Origin of the sequence: Parabacteroides sp. AF18-52, assembly GCF_003479145.1 — a bacterium.
Taxonomy (GTDB): Bacteria; Bacteroidota; Bacteroidia; order Bacteroidales; family Tannerellaceae; genus Parabacteroides; species Parabacteroides faecis.
Genome location: NZ_QUGR01000008.1, coordinates 195,214 through 220,598 on the forward strand (window position 1 = coordinate 195,214; position 25,385 = coordinate 220,598).

Genomic DNA, 25,385 nt, shown 5'->3' on the forward strand with positions numbered 1-25,385 from the left:
CATTTTTCTCTCACTTATTTAGAATCTAATACGACATCGTAAAATTCGTTGAATGCATCCATATAAGTTTCCGGCGATTGATAAGGAAGGAACGGAGTGTCCTTTTTAGTGGCGATATAATCCAGGATATCCTGATTGATCGTTTCACTACCTTGTATCACGCCATCTGCCATATCGATAGCCAGTTTAGTCAGGCCGACAAAGCTGGTATCAGCTTTGATGCCTTTCAGGTCACTGTCTTTTGCACCGTCAGTTTTCAGCTTGTGGGCCAATTCTTTTCTTAACGGTGAATTAAAGTCATCATTATAAATAGAGTAGACTATTTTTGCATTTTTAAGACATGGATCGTCTGCATACATTCTTTTTATATATAATGCAGTCAGTGCAGACATCCATCCGTGACAATGTATCACATCCGGGATCCAGCGAAGTTTCTTCACTGTTTCCAACACACCACGTACATAGAAGATCGAACGGTCGTCGTTATCTTCATAATCATTCCCATTCTCATCGCTAACAGTATGTTTACGCTGGAAGAAGTCTTCATTATCAATGAAGTACACCTGCATGCGTGCGGCCTGAATGGATGCTACCTTGATGATCAGCGGGTGATCCGTATCATCAATGATAAGGTTCATGCCTGACAAGCGGATCACTTCATGCAACTGATTGCGTCGCTCGTTGATATTTCCGAATTTAGGCATGAAAGTTCTGATCTCGCGACCACGCTCCTGAATGCCTTGCGGCAGATTCCTGCATATCGTTGCAATCTCAGATTCGGGAAGGTAGGGTGTTATTTCTTGGGCTATAAACAAGATTTTTTTTGCATCCATTCTGTAAACTAGTTTTATAAAGACGGCACAAAGATAATAAATTTCTTTCATTTACGGTAATTATTTATTTGCTTTGCACCGTCAATAAGCATCTAAAAAAGATGAAAATAGTAAACAGCATCCAAGAATTGAAGCGTTATCTTGCCGAAGAAAGGCAGCATAACAGGAAAATAGGCTTTGTTCCCACCATGGGAGCATTACATAACGGACACCTGAGCCTGGTTAAGCGTTGTGTAGAAGAGAACGATGTATGCGTTGTCAGTATCTTCGTTAATCCGACCCAGTTTAATGACAAAAATGACCTTGCCACTTATCCCCGTACACTGGATAATGACTGTGCATTATTGGAACCGGCCGGTTGTAATTATGTATTTGCTCCTACAGAAGCAGAGATGTATCCCGAACCGGATACACGGACTTTTGACTTTGGAACCGTATCGGCAGTGATGGAAGGTGCTCGCCGTCCGGGACACTTTAACGGTGTTGCCCAGATTGTCAGCAAACTCTTTTATGCCGTGGAACCGGATAATGCTTATTTCGGGGAAAAGGATTTTCAGCAGATCGCCGTGATCCGTGCGATGGTAAAACAGTTGAACATTCCGGTAAAAATTAATGCCTGCCCGATTCTCCGGGAGGCTGACGGACTGGCTTTAAGTAGCCGTAATGTCCGATTAACGTCGGAACAACGTCAAAAAGCGCCCCTGATTGCACGTACGTTAAAAGAAAGTACTAACTTTGCAGCCGGAAAAAGCGTACAGGAGGTGATCGAATTTGTTGTGAATACAATCAATGCGGATCCTGTTATGCGTGTTGAATACTACGAAATCGTAGACGGATACACGATGGAATCGATTAAAAACTGGTCGGATGCCGATTATGTAGTGGGCTGTATCACCGTTTATTGCGGTGAAGTTCGGTTGATCGATAATGTAAAATATAAATAGCTGGTAAATAAGGAGATATATCTGTTCGGAAAAAGTCAGGACTTTTGATTATAAAAGTCCCTTATTTTGAAGACAAAAGTCCCTTATTTTAAATGCAAAAGACCCTACTTTTGTTTGAGGGACATTTAATGATAATCAAATTATATAAAAACGATGTTTATAGAGGTAGTTAAATCAAAGATTCACCGGGTGACGGTAACGGAAGCTAATCTGAATTATATCGGTAGTATTACTATCGATGAAGATTTGCTGGATGCCGCCAACCTGATTCCGAATGAAAAGGTGGCTATTGTGAACAACAATAACGGTGAACGTTTTGAAACGTATATCATTAAAGGCGAGCGAGGCTCAGGCGTGATTTGTCTGAACGGAGCGGCAGCCCGAAAGGCACAGCCTGGAGATATCATCATTATCATGTCATACGCCATGATGGATTTTGAAGAAGCCAAAACATTTAAACCGGCTGTTGTGTTTCCAGATACAGCAACCAATAAACTGATATAGAGCATCGAAGCAGCAATTGAAATGTTTTAGAAATAAAAATAAGAAAGCTCGCCGGATGCCGGCGGGCTTTTTTTGTGACCCTATGTTTTCGTTTTGAAATTATTATAGAGTATGTATACAAACAAACAGATCTGGAATGTAAGTTACCCTATCTTTCTGAGTTTATTGGCGCAGAATATTATTAATGTGACCGATACGGCTTTCCTGGGAAGGGTAGGTGAAGTTGAGTTGGGAGCCTCTGCGATGGGTGGGCTCTATTATATATGTGTGTTTACTATTGCATTTGGTTTCAGCACCGGGTCGCAGATCGTGATGGCACGAAGGAATGGCGAGCAGCTGTACAAGGATGTAGGACCGGTCATGATACAGGGGGTATTTTTCCTTCTGGCACTGGCTGCTGTGATGTTTACTTTGTCCCGTTTCTTTGCCAAAGACATTATGCGGGTGATGATCTCTTCCGATACGATCCTGATGGCGACGGAAGAGTTTCTCGACTGGCGTGTGTTCGGTTTCTTTTTCTCTTTTGTGAATGTGATGTTCCGTGCCTTGTTTATCGGTATTACCCGGACAAAGGTGCTGACATTGAACGCTATTGTGATGGCATTGACCAATGTGCTGCTCGACTATCTGCTGATATTCGGAAAAGGAGGTTTTCCTGAAATGGGTATCAAGGGGGCAGCTATCGCTTCGGTGGTGGCAGAAGGTGTGTCGATCGTTTTCTTTTTAGTCTATACCCGTTTGACGGTCGATATAAAGAAGTATGCACTGAATCAATTCCGGTCGTTCGATATTGAATTACTGAAGCGTGTGTTGAATATCTCCATCTTTACGATGTTGCAGTACTTTATATCGCTGAGTACTTACTTTTTGCTTTTTGTAGCAGTAGAACATCTGGGACAACGGCAGTTGGCGATAGCCAATATTGTCCGTAGTGTGTATATCGTTCTGTTGATCCCGGTCAATTCTTTATCGACCGCAACCAATTCTTTTGTCAGTAACAGTATCGGTGCCGGTCATAAAGACCAGGTTATCCCGATCATTCGTAAGATATCTTATATCTCTTTGAGCATTATGGCAGGCTGTGTTTTTATTGCTTGTATTTTTCCTTCGGCCATATTGTCGATTTATACGAATGACATTACTTTAATACATGCGTCGGTTCCTTCGCTCTATGTTATCTCCGGAGCGTTGCTGATAGCAGCTGTTGCCAATATCGTATTTAATGGGGTGACAGGTACGGGAAATACCCGTTCGGCTTTTGCGATGGAGGTGGTGACGCTTGTCTTTTATACGCTGTTTATCTATGTGGCGGGGATGCGTTTGCATCTTCCGGTGGCGATTTGTTTCCTGACCGAGGTGATTTATTATAGCGGTTTGTTGTTGGCTAGTGTAATTTATTTGAAAAAAGCGGCGTGGCAGAATAAAAAGATTTAGAGGATTACATCCTTTTTCTTACCTTTGCACCCTATTACATTAGAAATTAGAAAGAAAAAAATAAATACACATACAAATTATGTTTGAAAATTTAAGCGAAAGGTTAGACAGATCGTTTAAGCTGTTGAAAGGTGAAGGCAAGATCACCGAGATCAATGTGGCTGAAACACTGAAAGATGTGCGTAAAGCCCTGCTTGATGCCGACGTAAACTACAAGGTGGCTAAGTCATTTACCGATACGGTAAAAGAAAAAGCGTTGGGACAGAATGTACTTACGTCTGTTAAACCCAGCCAGTTAATGGTAAAGATTGTACACGACGAACTGGCCAGCCTGATGGGTGGAACAGCTATCGATATCAATCTGGCCGGTTCACCAGCCATCATCCTTATGTCTGGTCTGCAAGGTTCGGGTAAAACCACTTTCTCCGGAAAGTTGGCGAATATGCTGAAAACCAAAAGAAATAAGAAGCCGTTGCTGGCTGCCTGTGACGTTTATCGTCCGGCTGCTATCGAACAGTTGCGTGTAGTCGGTGAACAGGTTGGCGTTCCTGTTTATATGGAACTGGAAAATAAGAATCCGGTAGAGATCGCTATGAACGCAATCCGTGAAGCCCGTGCAAAGGGTAACGATGTCGTAATTGTCGATACCGCCGGTCGTCTGGCTATCGATGAGCAGATGATGAAAGAGATCGCTGCTATCAAGAGCGCTATCCAACCGGACGAAACATTGTTCGTCGTGGACTCCATGACCGGACAGGATGCCGTTAATACTGCAAAGGAATTTAACGAACGCCTGAACTTCGACGGGGTTGTTTTGACTAAGCTCGACGGTGATACCCGTGGTGGTGCCGCTCTTTCTATTCGTACGGTTGTCGATAAACCGATCAAGTTTGTCGGAACCGGTGAAAAGATGGATGCACTCGATACATTCCACCCGGAACGTATGGCCGACCGTATCCTCGGTATGGGTGATATCGTTTCTTTGGTAGAACGTGCACAGGAACAATACGACGAAGAAGAAGCCAAGCGCTTACAGAAGAAGATTGCCAAAAACCAGTTCGATTTCAACGACTTTATCGCCCAGATCCAACAGATCAAGAAGATGGGTAACCTGAAAGAACTCGCTTCCATGATCCCCGGTGTCGGCAAAGCCTTGAAAGATATCGATATCGATGACAATGCCTTCAAGAGTATTGAAGCGATTATTTATTCAATGACTCCGGACGAACGTGTCAATCCGGCTATCCTGAACGGTTCTCGCCGCCAGCGTATTGCCAAAGGTAGCGGTACGACGGTGCAGGAAGTAAACAAACTGATCAAACAGTTCGACGAAACCCGTAAGATGATGCGTATGCTTACTGCCGCTAAACCGGGAAGTAAAAAATTTCCTTCATTAAAGAGATAAACATTAAAGACATATATTATGGAAGACAATCATTATCAATTACTGGACGGAAAAGCGGTCTCTGCTCAGATGAAGAAAGAGATGGCTGAAGAAGTCGCCCAGATCAAAGCGGCAGGAGGTAAGATCCCTCATTTGGCAGCCATTCTGGTGGGTCATGACGGAGGTAGCGAAACCTATGTGGCCAGTAAAGTGAAAACCTGTGAAGAGATTGGTTTTAAATCCACATTGATCCGTTATGAAGATGATGTGACCGAAGAAGAATTACTTCGTCGTGTGGATGAACTGAACAATGACCCGGATGTAGACGGTTTTATTGTACAGCTTCCGCTTCCGAAGCATATCTCAGAGCAAAAGATTATTGAAGCGATCGATTATCGTAAAGACGTTGACGGATTCCATCCGATCAATGTGGGACGCATGTCGATCGGTCTTCCTTGTTTTGTCTCCGCTACTCCGGCCGGTATCCTTGAGTTGCTGAAACGCTATGAAATAGAAACCAGCGGTAAGCATTGTGTTGTGTTGGGACGCAGCAATATCGTCGGCAAGCCGATGGCTATGTTGATGATGCAGAAAAGTTATCCGGGTAACTGTACGGTAACGGTTTGCCACAGTCGTTCAAACAACCTGAAAGAAATGTGTCTGAGTGCCGATATCATTATTGTCGCTTTGGGTGTTCCTGAATTCCTGAAGGCCGATATGGTGAAAGAAGGTGCTGTGATCGTTGACGTGGGTACTACCCGCATGCCGAGCAGTGTTACTAAGAGCGGATATAAGCTGACAGGCGATGTGAAGTTTGATGAAGTAGCACCGAAATGCTCTTATATTACTCCGGTTCCGGGAGGTGTCGGTCCTATGACAATCATTTCTTTGATGCGTAATACGCTGTTAGCCGGGAAGAAAGCAATTTACAAGTAAAATATTTGTATTTTTTCTTTGAAAAACGCTTGCAGAATAATAAAAAACATCTATCTTTGCACCGTCTTAAAAGAGAAATACTCAAAGAGACTGAAATGGTGAGCGTAGCTCAGTTGGTTAGAGCATCGGATTGTGGTTCCGAGGGTCGTGGGTTCGAATCCCATCGTTCACCCAGATAGAATAAAAAGCCATCCTGTTAAAGGGTGGCTTTTTTGTGTTTATCCTATAAATACTCCTAAATACTCCGCCAGAGATTTTCTTCCCTCTTAATAGTAAAAGGCTTGGCTAGTGTGAGTGTTTTTATACAAACATATGCTATGAAAACTTGTGTGTCAATATTGTAGGCATAAATGTCAGAATTGTGAATTGATACAAATAAAGGAATTCTACTTTTGTTGCATAATATTTGAATTACTTAAATTTAGAGATTATGGGAAACACAATAGTAAAATGGACTTTATCTGTGTTTGTAGGAATAGCTTTGGTAACCGGTAATGTAAAAGCACAGACAATTATTCTGACAAGTGATCAACAATTGAATGATTTAACAGATCCTGATAAAAAGATAGATAATTCATTAGGATATGATTCTCGGGTGGAAAGTCTTCGTGATGTTTGTAAACGTGGAAAAAGTTATGGTTCAAAAGAACTGATAGTTGCATTTGATGAATTTTTCCGCCAATATCGTACTGATAAAAATACGGAACGCAATCTGACTCCTGATATGGATGAATATGTTGATAAGATAAGAATTATCAGTGATTTTGTATCTAAGCAGGATATGGGACTGTGTCTGAGTTTACTTAGTCCGCTTGAATTAGGTTTGGCTTATAAGAATCAGACAGGGAATAGTGGGCGCTGGCTTGCTTATAAAGTCGGGTTACGGAATCCTAGGACAGGGCAATTCAGTCTGCAGATGTGGCAACAATTGTTTTGGACAAATAATAAAGGACAGACTCCGGTTAAACTTAAAGGTGTAAAGGCTTATGCTTTTAAAGAAAAGGTTGTATCAACCTCTATGCGGTCAGTAAACCCGGAAGATATTGTTTTATTGAAAAATGTAAAATATGAGGTGATTGATTCTATCGGAGTTACGGAGCAAGGAACGATTCCGATGAAGCGCCTGCGTATCTATGGTGATGGTACACAATGTGTAGGTTCTGACCGGGTCATGGTTATGTTGGAATATGAAACTCAGGAAATGGACTATTTTGATCCGGATGCTCCGGGTTTTCTAAATAATTTATTGAAAAAGTACCATGATAAAAAAGTAAATTTGACTTCTCTCTACTCTGATGAAATGCATATTCAACAGGATTGGTTTTATTTTGGTCATCACGAAGAGGGGCAGTTTGCAGAACGTTATTTGACTGAGAATATGGCACGTCGCTATACGGAGAAATATAACCAGAAGTTTGACGATCGTTACATGCTTTATTTTGCTTATGGAGCTCCGATATTTCGTCCAACGACTGATGCTGTTGTTAATATTCAATATGTTTTGGGAGAAACACCGGAGGCAATACATCGTACGTTCTTGCTGCGTGATCGATATTACCGGATGCTGAATGATGATGTTGTTGATTTATTCAGAAATGCAAAAGAGTATGGTGAAAAGCTATTTGGCCATGAATTGAGTACTTCAGCGCATGCTTCGTGGGCTCAAAGTCCGACTATTGATTACTGGAATTGTGAGAAACTTTATAGCAATCGTTATAAATATGAATATACCTCCAATTTTGTTTGGGGCAATACAGTGCATCAGGCATCTGCTGCTTGCTACGATTATTTTAAATGGAGTGAATATTTGCAACCGACCGGTAATGATTTTGCAGAAGGTGGATGGAGTGACCGTAATTATTATGGGGCGGCAATGGCTGCGTCTATTGGTGTGATCAATAAATATCCGAATGCTTATGCTGCAGCCTGGGGTATGCCGGATAAGGCTTTGGAACGTAAAATGGCAGTGAATTATGCCTATGGAGCCAGTCCGAGTGAGCCGATACGCCTGATGACGGGAAATGTGCACCGTGATACTGAGGTATTGATTCTTTATCCGATGAATTTAGTTGCCGTAGAACCGCGTTTTGGCAGTTGGATGACACAATATGGATATGCTAATTATCTGACAGCCGATAAGCTGCTTGAAATGGGTTCCGTACAATCGGACGGACATATTCAGGTTGCAGAAAAGAAGTACGGAACATTGGTCGTTATGTTTGAACCATTGCCGGAAAGGGGATTGCTGGATATGATGGAGTCTTTTATTAAAGCAGGAGGAAAAGTCGTTTGGTTCAGTACTCCACCTCTGGTTGACAAGAGTGGGGTAAATTGTATTGATCAATGGCAAAAACTATTTGGAGCTCAATATCATCATGATTGTTATATGGGAGAAATAGCATCCGGAAAAATAATTGATTTTTCAGAAAGTTTGTCTAATGTTCCGGAGCAGGCGATTCTGACAGATTTTATTGTCGACCGTATTTACCCTGTAACACCGGCTTCCAATGCGGAGATTGTAGCTCATTCTGATAAGAAAGTGATTGGGACAATGGTAAAATATCCGAATGGAGGGATTGCTTGTTATTGTGGTTTCCGTCCGAGGGATGATCAATCGGCAAGTTTGGGTTATGAAACCCGTACATTGTTTGAAATACTGAATGCTTGCGGAGCTTATCCTTCTACCGGGAAATTCGCGGTGAATGATAATCCGTCATATCTTTCAAGGACAGGTGATTATTTTGTCTCTTCTTTTCCGAATTCAACGACGATGGTAGTAGCACATTACCGTACACATGCTGAAAGTTGGTTTGGCGGATTTTCAAGAAATCAGGAAGACGATGCAAAAGTATTACTCGAAAATCCTCTTCCATCAGATCGGATAAACCTAAAACAAGCGAAAATAAATGGGCATGAGGTGTCATTTGACGGACGTTTATCGTTAGGGTTTCGTTTGGACGGTCAGCAGTTGATCGCATTCTCCGGACAGCAATGTAGTGAAATTACTATTGATGGAACCTATTATAAATTTGCTGATAGTCCGGTGGATCTTACATTCTCGCCTGTAGATGATAATATGTCCTCTTACCAAATATATGTGGCTGGTGAAGGTAAAGTAAGTATACCTCTTCCTGAACAGGTGAAAAAAGCAGATGTTCACTTTAATGGTAAAAAGATCAATTGCTCGGTGATCGGTCGTTATCTGACTATGGCGATTTCACCTGCTTATTCCGGAAAAAAATTAGATGTCGTTTTGAAATGATCGTGTTTTATATTGAAGATAAATAAAAAAATATGTTGTTATGAAGTACTATTGGATATTAGGGATAATGTCTTTGTTGTTACTCGTTCCAGCACAGGGACAGGCGCAGGATAAACTTAATTTGTCTGCACAAATGCCGATAATAGCTTGGTATGGTATTAGAGCAAATGAAGCGACAGTTGAACGTTTTAAGGAGTTGAAAGAGGCTGGGTTTACCATAAACTTTAGTGAATATTCGACTATGGAAGAGGTGGAAACAGCACTTGATGCAGCAAATAAAGTTGGCATTCAATTGATAATTGCTTGTCCTGAATTGCGTAAAGAACCAGAGAAAACTGTTCGGAGGTTTATGAAACATCCGGCTGTTGCTGGGTATTTTTTAAGGGATGAACCTGTTGTAGCTGATTTTGCTGCATTAGCAGCCTGGGCTAAAAGGATACAAGCAGTAGACAACAGTAAATTTTGTTACCTGAATTTATTTCCAACAGGAGGAGAGGAACATTTAAAATTTTTAGGTGTTCAGAATTACCGGGAGTATGTTTCCCGTTTTAATAAAGAAGTTCCTTTACCTTTTCTATCTTTCGACCATTATCCGGTTCTTGGTGATAATGTCTTAAAAGCGGAATGGTATGAAAATCTGGAAGAGTTTTCCGATGAGTCTGCGAAAGTCGGTAAAGATTTCTGGGCGTTTGCTCTTGCGACCAAACATGGACCGTATCCTATTCCGACACAAGCTTCTTTACGGCTACAATTATACAGTGACCTGGTTTATGGAGCTCAGGGATTGCAATATTTTACTTATTGGACGCCGGCTGGTGACTCTTTCTATGATTATCAACATGGACCGATTGGTCTGGATGGTAAACGGACGGAAATTTATGATTTAGTAAAAGAGATGAATGCAGAGATCAAATCAATTGCCGGAATTTTCTTAGGTGCAAAAATTTTATCTGTTAGACATACAGGAAGTGTGATACCAAGAGGAACGAAACGATTGACTAATCTTCCGGAAAAAGTGAAGGTGCTGGATACACATGGATATGGAGCTATTGTTTCGTTGATTGAAAATGGCGATAAAAAATATCTTACTATTGTAAACAGAAACCTGAAAGATACGATGGAACTTACTTTTTATGCAGATCCGTCCGTAAAACGTGTATTAAAAGATGGTAGTCTTGTTCAGGCTGACACATATACAGCAACCCTGATGATATCTCCGGGAGATATATTGATTTATTTGTTAGAAAAATAGAAAACAGAAAATATATTTATCAAAATTGAAACTTGAAAAATCATTTTTTTAATATTTAATAAAAAAAGAATTTGTTCCTTTGATATTATTAAAATCTATATCACGTATAAATAAATGAGACAGATGGACAGAGACCTAAAAAAGCAGGTTATAACCTGTATGATTGACAAAAAGATTTGTCAATCATACAGGTTATAACCTGTATGATTGACAAAAAGATTTGTCAATCATATTATTCTATAATAAAATCTTGTGTCTGGTTAGTGTTATTAAAAGATTCCATTTTGGTTATCCTGTGTAAATCATCCCTGGTAGTAAGTAGGGAAACTGGATAAATAACTATTCTTTCCCGTCCTGGGAATTTTCATTCAACTTCTTGTATTTAAAAAAATCATTCATACGAAGCAAATAATCTGTTTTTGATTCGTGGCAGGATCTTTTTTGTCGTAACTGAAGTACTGCCTAAATAATAAATACTTGCAATTAGTGAATAGAAGTTGTGATTTTTTTGTCATAAAACAAAATGTATATGATTGAAAAAATTAACAAAATACACTGAACTGCCTCGGAAGTGAGTTTTCTCTGTTTTGTTGGGATAGGAGAAACTTATGAATCTCTCAAATACATATATAATGATGTATATGCTTTGTTATCAAACTGCTTATAATTAACAATAAGCTAATCTTTTATGAAAAATGTCAGATTAACAAAATTAGGAGGTAAATCCGCCTTACTGATTACCTCATTGTTGTTAACCCCGCTCTATGGTCATTCCGAAAAATCTTATGTTATACCGGAAGGTCAGGAAAAGACTGGAGTTCTTCAGCAAACATTCCAATTAACAGGGATTGTCTTAGATAAAGACGGTTTCCCGCTTATTGGTGTAAACATCATGGAAAATGCAACCAATGGTGCAATTACCGATGCGGATGGTAGATTTTCCATTAAAGTAACTTCACAGTCCGTATTGCGTGTTTCCTATATTGGATATGTAACGCAAACGATAAAAGTTGGGAATCAGAAAGAACTGTCCATTACATTACTGGAAGATACAGAAACACTTGAAGAGGTGGTAGTGGTTGGATATGGTTCTCAAAAGAAAGTGTCTGTAACCGGAGCTGTAGCTGCTATACAGACAAAAGAGTTAAAACAAAGTTCTGCTGCAAATTTGTCGACAGCCCTGGCCGGACGTTTACCGGGTTTGACTGCTTTACAGACATCCGGACAACCCGGAGGTGATGATGTTACATTCTATTTGCGTGGTGCAAGTACGACAAATGGAGCAACTCCTCTGATTTTAATAGACGGCGTGCCACGCGACAATATTTCTACACTGGATCCGAATGAGATTGCTTCCGTATCCATTTTAAAAGATGCTTCCGCTACTGCTGTATTCGGTGTTCGTGGGGCTAATGGAGTTATCATGATTACTACACGCCGTGGCGAAGTTGGAAAAACAGAATTAAGTATTTCTGCAGATTATAGTTTGCAGCAATTTACCGCACAAGCGGATCGTATTCACTCCTGGGAGTTTGCCGAGTTACGTAATCAGGCATTTCGTAATGATGGGTATTCTGAAGCTGATTTACCTTATACGGACTATATGATTGATATGTATAGGAGTGGCAAAGATCCCGTATTTTATCCGGATAGAGATGTTTATAGTGAATTTTTTAAGAAATGGTCTCCTCAAACTCGTGTTAATGTAAATATGAGCGGAGGTACTGAAAAATTAAGCTATTTTATGAATGCGGCTTATTTGGGACAAGGAGGACAGTTCCGTACTGAATCAGAGAAAGATTTAGGATATGATCCAAGTTATAAGTCGGATCGTTATAATTTTCGTGCAAACTTAGATTATAAGGTTGCCTCCAATTTGAAACTCTCTCTGAATCTGGCATCTTATTTGGAAAAAGTAAATACTCCGCAAACAAAAACTCTTTTTGGAGGTAGCGTTCCCGCTATGATTGAAAATATGAGGGCTTATATTTGGGGAACACCTCCAACAGATCCGGGGCCATTGACCGCAGATGGCTATACATTGATAGATGGAACATCTGTTCCGGCTGGTGAGGTCATAAATCAGTCCGGTCAGGATCGTAATACTTACGGGGAAATAAATCGTAGAGGATATCAGCAGGAAACAAATACCAATTTAAATTCCTCTTTAATAGTAGATTGGGGACTGGATTTTATAACGAAAGGACTGAGTACCAAATTTATGATCTCTTTTGATTCAAAAGCCGTGACAACCTTGCAGGGAGTTCGTTCGTATGATGCTTATGGTGTATCGGTCGCTAGAACAGCAGAGGAACAATCTTATTATACAAAAGTAAGAACAAATGAAAATAATGCTATTTCTCTTTCGAAGTCCATGTCGACCAACTATTATATGAATATGCAATATTCGTTGAATTATGTCCGGAAATTTGGGGTACATGATGTAACGGGGATGGCTTTGGTTCAGCGTGATAATTGGCAGGAATATGCAGCGGATCTGCCTTATAATATGTTAGGAGTTTCAGCGCGTGCTACTTATGGATATGATTCTCGTTATTTGGCAGAAGTAAATATTGGGTATAATGGTTCCGAGCAATTTGCCAAGGGACATCGTTTTGGCTTTTTCCCGGCTTTCTCTGCAGGCTGGGTAGTAAGTAATGAAAGTTTCCTGAAAGATAATAAGGTTGTTTCTAACTTGAAGTTACGGGCATCTTATGGTAAAGTCGGTAATGATAAATTGGGTAGTACACGTTTCCTGTATATAAGTAACATTACGAGTGGTGGTGGAGTGATACCTTCTTTAGGACGTGGACAAGCCATATCACAAGGGAAATTAGGAAATACCAATTTGAGCTGGGAAATTGCTTATAAACAAAATTATGGTATTGATATTCAGTTGTTTAATGAGCTTTCTTTTACGTTTGACTATTTTAAAGAAAAACGTGAAGGTGTATTGATTTCCCGTGGTACGGTTCCGGAAATTCAGGGAGTAGCTCTTGGCAATTTACCAAAAGTCAATATGGGACGTATTGATAATCATGGATATGAATTAGAAGCAACTTACAATAAGCGATTAAATGATGATTGGTCATTTACGGTAAAGGGAAATTTTGCGTATAATAAGAATACCCAACGTTTTATGGATGAAGCACAGAAGACTGCTGATTATGCATATCGCTACAGGAGTACAGGATACAGTATCGGACAGTGTTTCGGATATAAAATAGACTATAGTAACGGTAATGGATATATCAATACACAGGAAGAGCTGGACAAAGCTTTGGCTACTTATCAGGTAGGAGGAACTCCTCGTATGGGGGATTTTCTTTATATCGATATAAATGAAGACGGTGTAATTGATGAGAAGGATCAGGCCCCGATCAAGTATAGTGATATACCTCGTATTACATATGGTTTTTCAGGTTCTGTAAATTGGAAAAATTTTGATTTTTCATTCTTATTTTCCGGTATGGCCAAGGCATCCCGTGTATATACTGGTTGGGGAGCTACAGAATTTGGTTTGGTTGGTTTCTATAGTGATTATCATTTGCAGGCCTGGACTCCTGAACGTTATGCAAATGGTGAAGAAATTAAATACCCGGCTTTGGCGTCCTCTCCCGGAACTAGCCAGAAGGCAAATGATTTCTTTATTATGGATCGCTCTTTCTTACGTTTGAAGAATATAGAACTAGGGTATACATTACCTAAAAAGCTTTTGAAGAAAGTCGGAATTAATAGTACACGAATTTATGTAAACGGGAATAACCTATTGACATGGAAAGCCATGAAAACAGATGCAATCGACCCGGAACAAAGTGCAGAGCTAAATTATCCGATTACTAAGATGATGAATTTTGGTATTAATGTGACATTTTAATCATTGAAAGGAGAGTTATATGAAACTAACATATTTCTTAATATCTTCAGTTGTTCTGCTGGGAACATTGAATTCTTGTTCTGATGTCCTGGATGTAGCTCCTGACGGAACGCTCACTATGGAGGAAGTATATGCAGACCCGGATAAAGTAGGGGCTTTATTGAATGCTTGTTATAACAATATTCCTCAAAAGGGGTATGCCTATTGGTTTTTCGATCCTTTATTGACGGCTTGTACTGATGAAGGATGGTCTTCGGAAGAGGTGCAAGGTACAAGTATTCAGGCAATGTATAATGCGAATGAATCGGCTTCATCTCATCCGATAAGAGATATGCACGACGGACATGGTGCTGCCAATAGTGCTTATTGGACCAGATACTGGCAACAAATACGTCTGTGCAACCAGTTTTTGGAAAATATAGGAACGGCGGCAGTTAACAGTGAAACCGAACGTGCTCGTTTTACTGCCGAGGCACATGTTATGCGCGCATTTTTTTATTCCGAGTTGGTTAAATGGTTTGGGAAAGTTCCTATCGTGGATAAAACGGTGGCGTTTGATGCTGATTTTTCTACATTAAGACGCGAAACGGTATATGATGTGGTTAAATTTATTGTAGAAGATTGTGATGCCGGTCTCAATTCTACAGAACTTCCCTGGCGTATCACAACAGAAGATGAAGCTATGCGGGCAACCAAAGCATTGGCTTGGGCTATTAAATCTAAAATGATGTTGTTTGCGGCCAGTCCTTTGTTTAATGAGGGAGAAGATCATTGGGAAGAAGCTTATCAGATGAATAAGCAAGCAGTGGAGGAATTGAAAGAGAATGGGTATGAATTATTTTCCACATGTACAAATCCTTCTACATTTGGAACATATGGTGCCGCGGCTTTCCATCAACTGGTTTGTCAGAATGCAGACTATTCAGCAGGACCACGTGATAAAGAAACGATTTGGCAGCATCGCGCCGGTGGTGTTTTTGTGTGGCATGTCGGTTATATAGGAAGTAGTATGGATGGTACTTACAAATGTGGTACATGCCCTACTCAGGAGTTGGTTGATGCTTTTGAAACAGCAGATGGTCAACCGATACTCGATTTGTCTAAACCTTATTTGGACGACAAACATTTGCAACCGAACTATAATCCTGCGAATAAACTGTATGATCCTAAAAATCCATATAAAAATCGGGATCCTCGTTTGACTGCAACTGTTTTATGTAATGGTGATTCTTTAATATGGAACAATGGAGAAGTTTTTACAGTAGAAACTTATGTTGATGGTCGACATGGGATTAGTCTGGATCCGTCGGACAGAGCTCACAGTCGTACAGGTTATTATCATCGGAAATTAGTTACTCCACAGGCTTCCAATACGAATCCGATAAATAATTCAAACTGGAAGTTCTTCCGATTAGGAGAAATTATCCTGAATTATGCAGAAGCGGCAGCAGAATCGGGACATATAGCAGAGGCTAAAGCTGCTGTAGATGAGATAAGGGCCCGTGTGAATATGCCAGCTTTACCTGCAGGTTTATCAAAAGATGAAATGATTTTGCGTGTCCGCAATGAACGGCGTGTTGAATTAGCCTGGGAAGAGGTACGATATTTTGATTTGCGTCGTTGGCAGAAGCCGGATGGAAATTTGAATGCTACATGCCGCTGGTTGACAGGAATGAGAATTACAAAAAATAATGATGGCTCATTTAATTACCAACGGTATAACATCTCGTCAAATCCACGTGGTGGATATCAGAATAGAGATTTATTATTGCCATTACCGTTGGACGAGGTGTCCCGTTTAGAGTCAACAACAGGAGTTTCCTGGCAAAATCAGGGATGGTAATATGCTGTATAACTTGAAAAGAATCTAATTATGAGCTACATAAAAAATAAAATATCCATATTGGCAATTTGTGCTTGCTTGAGTTCTCCGGGAATATTAAGTTGGGCACAGAATGCGGATCCTTCTATTCAATTGAAAGGGTTTGTCATTGATGAGTTTGGAAAGCCGGTTTCCGGAGCTCTTTTAAAGTCGGAAAATGGGAAATGCGAGTATCTGACAAGAGTTGATGGTACGTATGAAATTGATATAAAGGATGGTAGTCGATATATTACGGTTTCATATATCGGTTATGATGATAAAAAGGTTTCTGTTGTAAATTTGGAAGATCAGGAATCTATTCAGTTGTCATATGATGCTGAGAAAATGGATGAGATGATCGATTTAGGATATATGTCGTTACCCCGGAAGGCGGTAACCGGAGCTGTTTCCAGAGCTTTGGGGTCCGATTTGGATAAATCTCCTGAATCGAACTTAACAAAAACTTTTGCAGGTCGGTTTACCGGACTGACGACCATAGAAACAAATTCTGAATTATCCCGAGGAGCGTTGAGTTCTTCATCGACTGGGGTAACGCAACTGATCCGAGGACTTTCGACTATCAACGGACGGGAACCTTTAGTTATTGTGGATGGTATCATTTGTCCTAATACGAATTATACGTATATTACTCCTAAAGAAATAGAATCAATAACTATACTGAAGGATGCTGCGACAACTGCTATTTATGGTATTCAGGGTGCAAATGGTGTAATTTCGATTAAGACCAAGCAGGGACACATCGGAAAAACAAAAGTAGAGGTGAATTTCGACCAGTCATTTCAGCAAATGACGAAAGAACCTCTGTTTATTAATTCTTCTGATTACACAACAATGAGAAATCAGGCTGGATATAATGATGGTTTGGGGGCTTATTCTCAGTTCTCTAAAACAGAGATTGAACAATTTCAGGCTGGAGGCAATGAATTATATCCGAATAATAATTGGTATAAAATGTTTATACGGCCTTTGACTTTAATGTCCAGAGTTGGTGTTAATGTAAAAGGAGGAACCGACAGGGTTCGTTATTTTTCAAATGTGAATTATATGCACCAGCAGTTGCCGTTTAAAACGGCTAATGAAAGTGATTCCAAATATGATCCGACTCCTAAAAATAACTGGTTTAATTTCCGGTCGAATATTGATGTGAAAATAAATGATTATTTAAGTGGCTTCATGCGGTTGTCCGGAAATATTAAAACAGAAAAGACTGCGGGTTATGGAAATGAGACTATTTATAATCATATATTTAATCTGCCGCCGACTATGTATGGTCCGTTGACCCCGGCTGGAGAAGGTCTTAGCAATGGCAATCAGGTCGTAACACATGATAATGAAAAAACTCCTGTATATGGGATGTTGAACCGTTCGGGTTATATTCAGGCTCTTGTCGCTAATATCAACGCACAGGCCGGGTTGACTTTGGACATGGGTTTTCTAACTAAAGGTCTCTCCGTAAGTGGGACAATGGCTTATCAAACGAATTCGGTGAATCAGACGACTACGACTCAGAATTTTGAACGTTATGTTCGTTCAAAGGATTTGTCAAAGTTGGATTTTTCATTATTGGGTTCAGATAGCAATACCCCTCTTTCTTACGGAAAAAGTTCCACTTTCTATTATAATTTGAATCTTTTTGCGAATGTAGATTATAAACGTACGTTTGGTGATCATAGTGTTAGTGCTATGGGATATGTTTTTTATTTGCAACAGGAGAAAGAAGTCTCTTCCGGATCCGGTATGTTACCGTATAAGCGTGAAAGTTTGGGACTTACTGCAACCTATGGTTACAAAGACCGTTATTTTGTAAAAGCAGATCTGGGATATTCGGGTTCTGAGCAGTTCCATCCGGATAACCGGTATATCGTGACTCCGGCTATTTCCGGTGCCTGGATCGTTTCTGATGAAGCTTTTATGGAGAACTTGAATTGGTTAAGTAATTTGAAATTAAGAGCTTCGTATGGTATTACGGCAAATGACCAACTGGGGGGAGAACGATTTTTATATCTGGATTATATCGATGTAAACGGAAATGAAGGGTTAAAAGGTAATCCGGATTTGATGGCAGAGAAGATGAAAAAGCAGAATTATGGTTTTGACCTGGGGGTGTTCAATGAATTAACCGTTTCGTTTGATTGGTATAAATCTTTATGTGATAATATGCTGGTCAGTAGTGCCGGTCTGGTTCCTGAATATCAGGGAACTGTACTTTCCAACTATCCGAAGACAAATACGGGAAAAATGGAAAATCATGGCTTTGAAATAGAGGCGATGTATGATAAAAAGATAAACGAAGACTGGTCTTTTTACGTGGGTGGCGCTTTCAGTTATAATAAGAATAAGGTTATTAATATTAATGAATCTCCTTATTCAAATGAATATGCTTATCCGTATCGTACAGAAGGTTTTAGTTATGGTCAACAGTGGGGATATCTGATTGATTATAGCAATGGCAATGGTATGTTTAATTTTCAGGAAGAATTAGAAAATAGCGGTTTAAAGTATGCATTTGGAACTCCTCGTGTCGGTGATTTTATTTATCAGGATTTAAACGGTGATAAAATAATAGATGAAAAGGATAAGGCTCCAATCTTGAATACTTCAATTCCGCAGCAGTACTATAGCTTCTCCGGAGGTTTTAAATATAAGGGTTTTGAGGTAAATCTATTATTTCAGGGTGTAGGTAAATTTTCCAGAACGATCAGTGGTGTAGGTGCATATGAATCTGAATATCAGGGTGTATTTACTGATCTTCATTTAAAAGCATGGACTCCTGAGCGTTGGAATAATGGAGAAGAGATTACTTACCCGGCTTTGTCGTTGAAAGCATCTACTAATCATCAGCCGAACAGTTTCTTTATTATGGATGCATCTTACTTGCGTTTAAAAAACGCAGAGATCGCTTATACATTGCCTTTGAATACATCAAAGAAAGTTTTTGCAGAAAAAATCCGTTTTTCTTTAAGCGGACAGAATTTGTTTACGATCGATAATATGCGCTCTAAACATATAGATCCGGAAGTGGCCAACATGGGTACTTTCCAACCGTATAGAGTGTATAATATCGGGGTGAGCTTAACATTTTAAATATAGATATTATGAAGAATCTGATTAATATATTGATAGTTGCCGCTTTCGCGTTGTGTTGTTCTTCCTGTGCGGACTTGGATATAGCTTCCGATGGTCGTGTGTCGTTGAATGATATTTTCAATCGGTACGAACGTACATCTGCTTATTACTCCAATTGCCTGGGATATATGCCTCAGGTTGGATTTACGTATGAAAATACCAATACACCCTTGGCTTCTTTTTGTGATGAAGCTCATGATGCGAATGACAATCAGGATGGTCCTGTATCCAAATGGTATAAAGGGTATACAACTTCTGAATATAATCCGTTAACAGCCAGCTATATGGATCCCTGGTCGCATTATTTTGAGGGTATTCGTCGTTGTAATACATTTTTACTTTGTATCGATGATCCGGAAATGGCCACTTATGCTTTTAATGAAGTGGAAAAGAACGGTTGGATTGCAGAGGTCCGTGTTGCACGTGCATTTTATTATTTACAACTGATAAAACGTTATGGGGGAGTTCCTTTAATTGAGACTCCTTACGAGACAAATCATGATTTCTCAACAGACAAACGTTCCTCTTTTGAAGAATGTGCGGATTTTATTATTGCAGAATGTGATAAAGCTTTGGCTACAGCAGAATCTGAGGGACAATCAGTTGGTTTCCGTTGGCAAATTAATGATAATGAAAGAGGGAAACTGACACGGGCTTTTGCTTGTGCTGTAAAATCTCAGACAGCTTTGTATGCAGCAAGTCCTTTGTGGAATGATAACGGTGCTGGTAAATATACCTGGGAAAAAGCAACAGAAATAACAAAAGAAACTTTAGATCTTTGTTTGAAACATGGTTTTGAGTTGTATAGCCAGGCTCCGGATCCTACAATCGCCCAAAATGCATATGCATATTATTTTATTACCCGGTCGGACCCAAGCCGTTCGTGGGATAAGGAAACTATTTATGAAACGACTTCCTGGCGTACAAATGTTTGGAAATTTGCAGGTACTCCTATCACAAGTGGTATGGAGAAGGCTGGTGCCGGACCTTCGCAGGAATTGATAGATAGTTATGAGATGATTGATGGTACTCAACCTATTTTAGGTTATTCGGATGCTGAACATTTACAACCTATTCTGAATACGGCTTCCTCTTATGATCCGAAAAATCCGTATGCAAATCGTGATCCTCGTTTTTATGCATCGATCTATCATAACGGATCAATCCGTTATTTGGATCAACCGACTGGAGATGTTGTAGAAACATATGTGGGTGGAAATTGTGGTATATCTGATAATGTGACAGATATTCGTTATACCCGTACTGGATATTACATGCGTAAATTCAATAATTTCAAATCCGGAATTGGGCAGGATGCAGATGGGCTTATGCGTATTTTCCGTTTGGGGGAATTGTATTTGAATTTTGCAGAGGCGGCTTATCAGGCTGTAGGCCCGGATGTTCAGGTCGCTTCAAAAGTAGGGGCAGAAGCATTGTCTGCCAGAGATGCGGTTAATAAGATCAGAACTCGTGCCGGTATGCCGGTTTTATCTGCCGGTATGTCGAAAGATGCTTTTGAAAAACGTTATAGAAATGAACGGCGTGTGGAATTGGCATTCGAGGAACATCGTTTCTTTGATGTTCGTCGTTGGAAAATTTTAAGTGAAACAGACAATTTTGTGACAGGAATGAAAATTGTAAAAGAAGATGATGGAACTTTCACTTATAATCGAATCAAACTTGCATCCCGCGGAACAAATACTGATAAATATTTGCTTTACCCGATTAAACAAACAGAAGTAGCTAAGATGCTGAAGCATACGGGTACTAACTGGCAGAATCCGGGGTGGTAATTGAGAATATAATTAAAAAAAGCATACAATGAAGAAATATATTCTATTCATAATGTTCATCTCGCTTTTTATATATGGATGCGACGATGATGACAATAATAAGGGAAATATAGATCCTGTCACCAATGTGGAGTGTACACCTTTTATTGGTTCTGTGACATTGAATTGGACGAATCCGACAGAGGCCGATTATTATTATACATTGATTTCTTATCAAAATTCTCAGGGAGAAAATGTGAATAAAAAGGTTAGTAAATATAGTGCTGATACAAGTAATAACGTATCGGTAGTTGTTGGAGGATTTACGGATACGGAAGAACATGAGTTTGTTTTAACCTCTTATGGCTATAGTGGAGCGTCCTCTTCGTCCGTAACGGTGAAAGGCATTCCTCTAGGCATAGAGAAGGCAAAAGATTATGTGATTGAAACTGTTGGAATAGAGTCTGCCAGTGGAGGTGCTAAAATTACCTGGACGAATGAGACATTCGTTGGTGTCGACTTAATAGTTTCATATTTAGATAAAAAGAATGTGGAGCAGGTAGTTACGATTAATGCAACTCAAACAGGGGCATATACTGTTACCGGTTTTATTGCTGAAACAAAATTGACGGTTTGTGCAGTGAATCAGTTAGATGGCAGTAAGTCTGTTGAAAGAGAGTTTATGATCACTCCGACCATAGATCCGGATGATGTCGTTTATCCGGATGTGGAATATGTCACTTTCCAGGCAAATATGAATGATATGACATTAGTTGCTTCTAATCCGGAAAATTCGAATGAATATACAATTGTTACGACCGGAGGGGATCCTTATATTTATTCAAACGGTTTGTCTGCGGCAAAAGAAGGTTCTACTATGGTGTTCCGATATAAGTCTACTAAGAGTATTAAACTTCAGATATTCTGGTGTACTTCATCTTCCGGACCGTCTGAAGCCAATTCGACGACGATAGAGTTTCCGGCAGCAGAGGAATGGACAACATTTGAACAAGATTATACAGCAGGAATGGCTACTGTCGGCTGGGGTAGTTCTGGTGATTATATGCGTTGTGATTTCGGCACTAATGCAGATGTGACAATAAACATCAGAAATATACGATTTAAATGATTTTTCGATAAATCTGAATAGTAGAGGAGGGTGTATGCAGATAATTTCCGAAAAAAAACTTTGTAGCACCCTCATTTATATCTATGAAAAGTAATTTAAATATATCTTTAGATGTTATTTTCATCAGATATAATAAATCAAGGAATATATGAAGTCAAAGAGTGTTTGTTTTTTGTTGTTTTTTATTTCTCTTTTTGGGTTTATGGGATGTACTGAAGGCTATTCCGGAGGTAAAGTGAAAGTGGTGGATTTAAAGTGTCGCGGTTTGGTTAACCCGGAAGGGGTTGATGAAGCTGTTCTTAGTTGGCGCATCGAGTCAGAAGAAAATAATGTTACTCAATCTGCCTGGGAAATAGAGATTGCTTCTTCCCGAAAAGACTTAGAGAAGGGAAATAATATTTGGAGTTCAGGAAAGAGGGAATCGGAGCAACAAGTGAATGTTCGTCCGGATGTCGCTATACTGGAAAAAGGATCGCTTTATTGGTGGCGTTTACGTATTTGGGATGGAAAAGGGCAAGTGACAAGCTGGAGTGAACCAGCATCTTTTTCCCTGGGACTAAATACGTCTGATTGGAAAGCGAAATGGATAACTTCTGTTTGGAAGCAAGGTGGTCCGATGCCTTATTTTCGTAAGGAATTTAATACTGAGAAGACAGGAACGCAACTACAGAGAGCTGTTGTTTATTTTTGTGGTTTGGGATGTGGTGATCTTTATTTGAATGGTCGACTCGTCGATAAAAAGAGGATTCTCGATCCTGCTCAAACGAATTATGAGCAGTATGCTTTATATTCAACATTTGATATCACATCCGGATTGGTAAAAGGCGAAAACTGTTTAGGCGTGATGCTCGGTGAAGGCTGGTACGGACAAGACAAAGTCTGGGGGGACTGGGCGAAGTATGGCGATCCTCTTTTCAGATTGCAAATGGAAATAACTTATGAAGATGGTTCTAAGGAAACGATCGTTTCGGATGAATCCTGGCAATGGATTCCCGGACCGGTATTAAAAGGTAATATTTATGCAGGTGAAGTTTATGATGCAACAAAGGAAATCAAAGACTGGTCAAAGGCTGGAATTTTAGCGGATAATTGGAATGAGGCTGTACTGGCTGAAAGCAATATTCCGATAGATTTATATCCTCAGCTTATAGAACCTATCCGTTTAAAAAATGAGATCAAAGCTGTGAAGAAATGGAAAGATCCTTCCGGTAACTGGGTATTTGATTTTGGAGTGAATATTGCCGGTGTGCCACAAATAAAGGTAAAGCAACCCAAAGGGACGCATTTGAAAATGCGGATGGGAGAACTTCTTCGTGAGGACGGTTCGGTAGAATATAATACGACTGGCGTATTTGCAACAGGTGTCGTACAAACGGACGAATACATCTGTGCCGGAAATGGGCAGGAGGTTTGGAATCCTCGTTTTACATACCATGGTTATCGTTATTTAGAACTTTCCGGTATGGTGACGGAACCTGAATTGGATTGGATAAAAACGATACTTGTACATACCGATGTTAACAAGAGAGGAGAATTTGAGTGTTCGGATCAACAGATCAATAAGTTGCATGAGCTGGCGATCAGGACAATGCTAAGTAATACGCATGGTCTACCGACAGATTGCCCCCATAGAGAACGATGTGGCTGGTTAGGAGATGCACATGCCGTAGCTCCTTTCGAGAATTATAATTTTGACCTGAATAATTTCTGGATGAAATATATGAAGGACATAAGTTCCACCTCTTCCGTTTTTGAAAAAAATACACTTCATCAAAAGCTTTTCAATACGATCTTCTATTTTGCAGATAAAGCACCGGGAATCCCATATATGATCGCTCCGGGAAAACGTCTTTGCGGGGTTGCTTCTCCGGATTGGGGGACAGCTGTTGTTCAATTACCCTGGTATACTTATTTGTATTTTGGAAATGAGGAACCTTTACGTACATATTATCATGAAATGAAACAATGGGTGGAACATGTGGAACATTTGTCGGTTAACGATACGCTTCCAACCAGACATATTGTGCCTTATGGTTTGGGGGATTGGTGTCCGCCGGAAGGAAACAATACGATTGATTGTCCTGTCCCATTAAGTTCTACCGCCTTTCATTATTTAGATGCATCCATTATGGCTAAAACAGCGGCTATATTAGGTAATGATGACGATGCTGAATATTTTAACGATTTGAAAAACAAGATAGCTGCAGCTTTTGTTGCTGAATTTTATGACAAAGAAAATAAAACGTTCGGAAGTCAAACTGCTGATGCGATGGCTCTTGATTTTGGGTTGGTTCCTGCAGGAGATGAGAGAGCTGTTTCTGATGCAATAGCCAGAAATATGAAGGAGAAGTATAATAATTTCATGCATACCGGGATCTTTGGTTTGGGACGTATCGGACAAGCCTTATCGCGTTTTGGCAATGGTAAAGCCGCATGGGATATGTTCACTAAAACAGGCGAAAATAGTTTTGCTTATATGTGGACGGATGCAGATGCAACCTCTCTTTGGGAAGTTCTTCCGATAAACAAGAAGAGTAAGGAGGTATGCTTAACCGGATCTTCACTGAATCATCCCATGCAAGGAAGTTATGATACCTGGTTTTATGAAGATATAGCGGGGATACGTCCGGATATATCAGGACCGGGATTTAAAGTAATACGCTTTGAACCGACAATGACCTCCTTTTTAGATTGGGCGAAGGCATCGATAGATACGTCTTATGGGAAAACAGAAAGCGAGTGGTCTCAGGAAAATGATCGGTTGATCTGGAAAATAACATTACCTCCCAATACTTTAGGTATTGTTGCTTTACCCGATAATAAAAAGATAGATGTCAATAAACGAGTTTTTGATAAAGACGATTATCCGCTTATTGAAAACAGGGGAGATGTCTCTTTTTACAGATTTCCGTCAGGAATATACCGGATAGAAATTTATCAGGAAAAGTAACCCGGATTACTTTTCCTGATAATAATCTTTTGTTACTGAATGAATGCGGGATTCGTTTTTGAATCTTGGATCGGTTTTGTTGTATCTTATTTTTATAAAC

Annotated in this window: 14 protein-coding genes and 1 tRNA gene; 14 read left to right on the forward strand and 1 reads right to left on the reverse strand. The window is 39.8% G+C overall.

Annotation, left to right across the window (positions count from 1 at the left end; all coding sequences use genetic code 11):
- Nucleotides 1-14 precede the first annotated feature (14 nt).
- Nucleotides 15-833: a glycogen/starch synthase gene (locus DWX23_RS14865; protein WP_122353803.1), complete on the reverse strand. Its 819-nt coding sequence runs from the start codon at nt 831-833 to the stop codon at nt 15-17.
- A 101-nt stretch (nt 834-934) separates the two neighbouring features.
- Here DWX23_RS14865 and panC point away from each other — a divergent pair, with 101 nt between their 5' ends.
- The 14 genes from panC to DWX23_RS14935 all read left to right on the forward strand — a co-directional run bounded on the left by panC (nt 935) and on the right by DWX23_RS14935 (nt 25,285).
- Nucleotides 935-1,777, forward strand: a complete 843-nt coding sequence (panC, locus tag DWX23_RS14870) for a pantoate--beta-alanine ligase (protein WP_122375041.1) — start codon at nt 935-937, stop codon at nt 1,775-1,777.
- A gap of 153 nt (nt 1,778-1,930) precedes the next feature.
- Complete coding sequence (panD, locus tag DWX23_RS14875) at nt 1,931-2,281, forward strand: aspartate 1-decarboxylase (RefSeq protein ID WP_122353801.1); 351 nt, start codon at nt 1,931-1,933, stop codon at nt 2,279-2,281.
- A 111-nt stretch (nt 2,282-2,392) separates the two neighbouring features.
- The gene (locus tag DWX23_RS14880; protein WP_122375042.1) at nt 2,393-3,715 is read left to right on the forward strand and encodes an MATE family efflux transporter; all 1,323 of its coding nucleotides are present in this window, start codon (nt 2,393-2,395) and stop codon (nt 3,713-3,715) included.
- Nucleotides 3,716-3,794: 79 nt separating this feature from the next.
- Complete coding sequence (ffh, locus tag DWX23_RS14885; protein WP_122353799.1) at nt 3,795-5,120, forward strand: signal recognition particle protein; 1,326 nt, start codon at nt 3,795-3,797, stop codon at nt 5,118-5,120.
- Between the two features lie 18 nt (nt 5,121-5,138).
- Nucleotides 5,139-6,035 (forward strand): bifunctional methylenetetrahydrofolate dehydrogenase/methenyltetrahydrofolate cyclohydrolase FolD, encoded by an 897-nt coding sequence (gene folD / locus DWX23_RS14890; RefSeq protein WP_122375043.1) that lies wholly within the window; start codon nt 5,139-5,141, stop codon nt 6,033-6,035.
- 98 nt (nt 6,036-6,133) lie between these two features.
- Nucleotides 6,134-6,207: transfer RNA gene (locus DWX23_RS14895), tRNA-His, on the forward strand.
- A gap of 258 nt (nt 6,208-6,465) precedes the next feature.
- The gene (locus DWX23_RS14900) at nt 6,466-9,297 is read left to right on the forward strand and encodes a hypothetical protein (protein WP_122375044.1); all 2,832 of its coding nucleotides are present in this window, start codon (nt 6,466-6,468) and stop codon (nt 9,295-9,297) included.
- Between the two features lie 40 nt (nt 9,298-9,337).
- A complete protein-coding gene (locus DWX23_RS14905) occupies nt 9,338-10,549 on the forward strand; it encodes a hypothetical protein (RefSeq protein WP_122375045.1) in 1,212 nt (403 codons plus the stop codon).
- 688 nt (nt 10,550-11,237) lie between these two features.
- Entirely contained in the window at nt 11,238-14,426 is a 3,189-nt protein-coding gene (locus DWX23_RS14910; RefSeq protein ID WP_122375046.1) for a TonB-dependent receptor, read from the forward strand.
- 19 nt (nt 14,427-14,445) lie between these two features.
- Nucleotides 14,446-16,269 carry a RagB/SusD family nutrient uptake outer membrane protein gene (locus tag DWX23_RS14915; RefSeq protein ID WP_122375047.1) on the forward strand — a complete coding sequence of 608 codons (1,824 nt, stop codon included), beginning with the start codon at nt 14,446-14,448 and terminating at the stop codon, nt 16,267-16,269.
- A gap of 30 nt (nt 16,270-16,299) precedes the next feature.
- Nucleotides 16,300-19,392: a SusC/RagA family TonB-linked outer membrane protein gene (locus DWX23_RS14920; RefSeq protein WP_122375048.1), complete on the forward strand. Its 3,093-nt coding sequence runs from the start codon at nt 16,300-16,302 to the stop codon at nt 19,390-19,392.
- An 11-nt stretch (nt 19,393-19,403) separates the two neighbouring features.
- Complete coding sequence (locus DWX23_RS14925) at nt 19,404-21,227, forward strand: RagB/SusD family nutrient uptake outer membrane protein (protein WP_122375049.1); 1,824 nt, start codon at nt 19,404-19,406, stop codon at nt 21,225-21,227.
- 28 nt (nt 21,228-21,255) lie between these two features.
- Complete coding sequence (locus tag DWX23_RS14930; RefSeq protein ID WP_122375050.1) at nt 21,256-22,335, forward strand: DUF4959 domain-containing protein; 1,080 nt, start codon at nt 21,256-21,258, stop codon at nt 22,333-22,335.
- A gap of 148 nt (nt 22,336-22,483) precedes the next feature.
- Nucleotides 22,484-25,285: an alpha-L-rhamnosidase gene (locus tag DWX23_RS14935; protein WP_122375051.1), complete on the forward strand. Its 2,802-nt coding sequence runs from the start codon at nt 22,484-22,486 to the stop codon at nt 25,283-25,285.
- Nucleotides 25,286-25,385 lie beyond the last annotated feature (100 nt).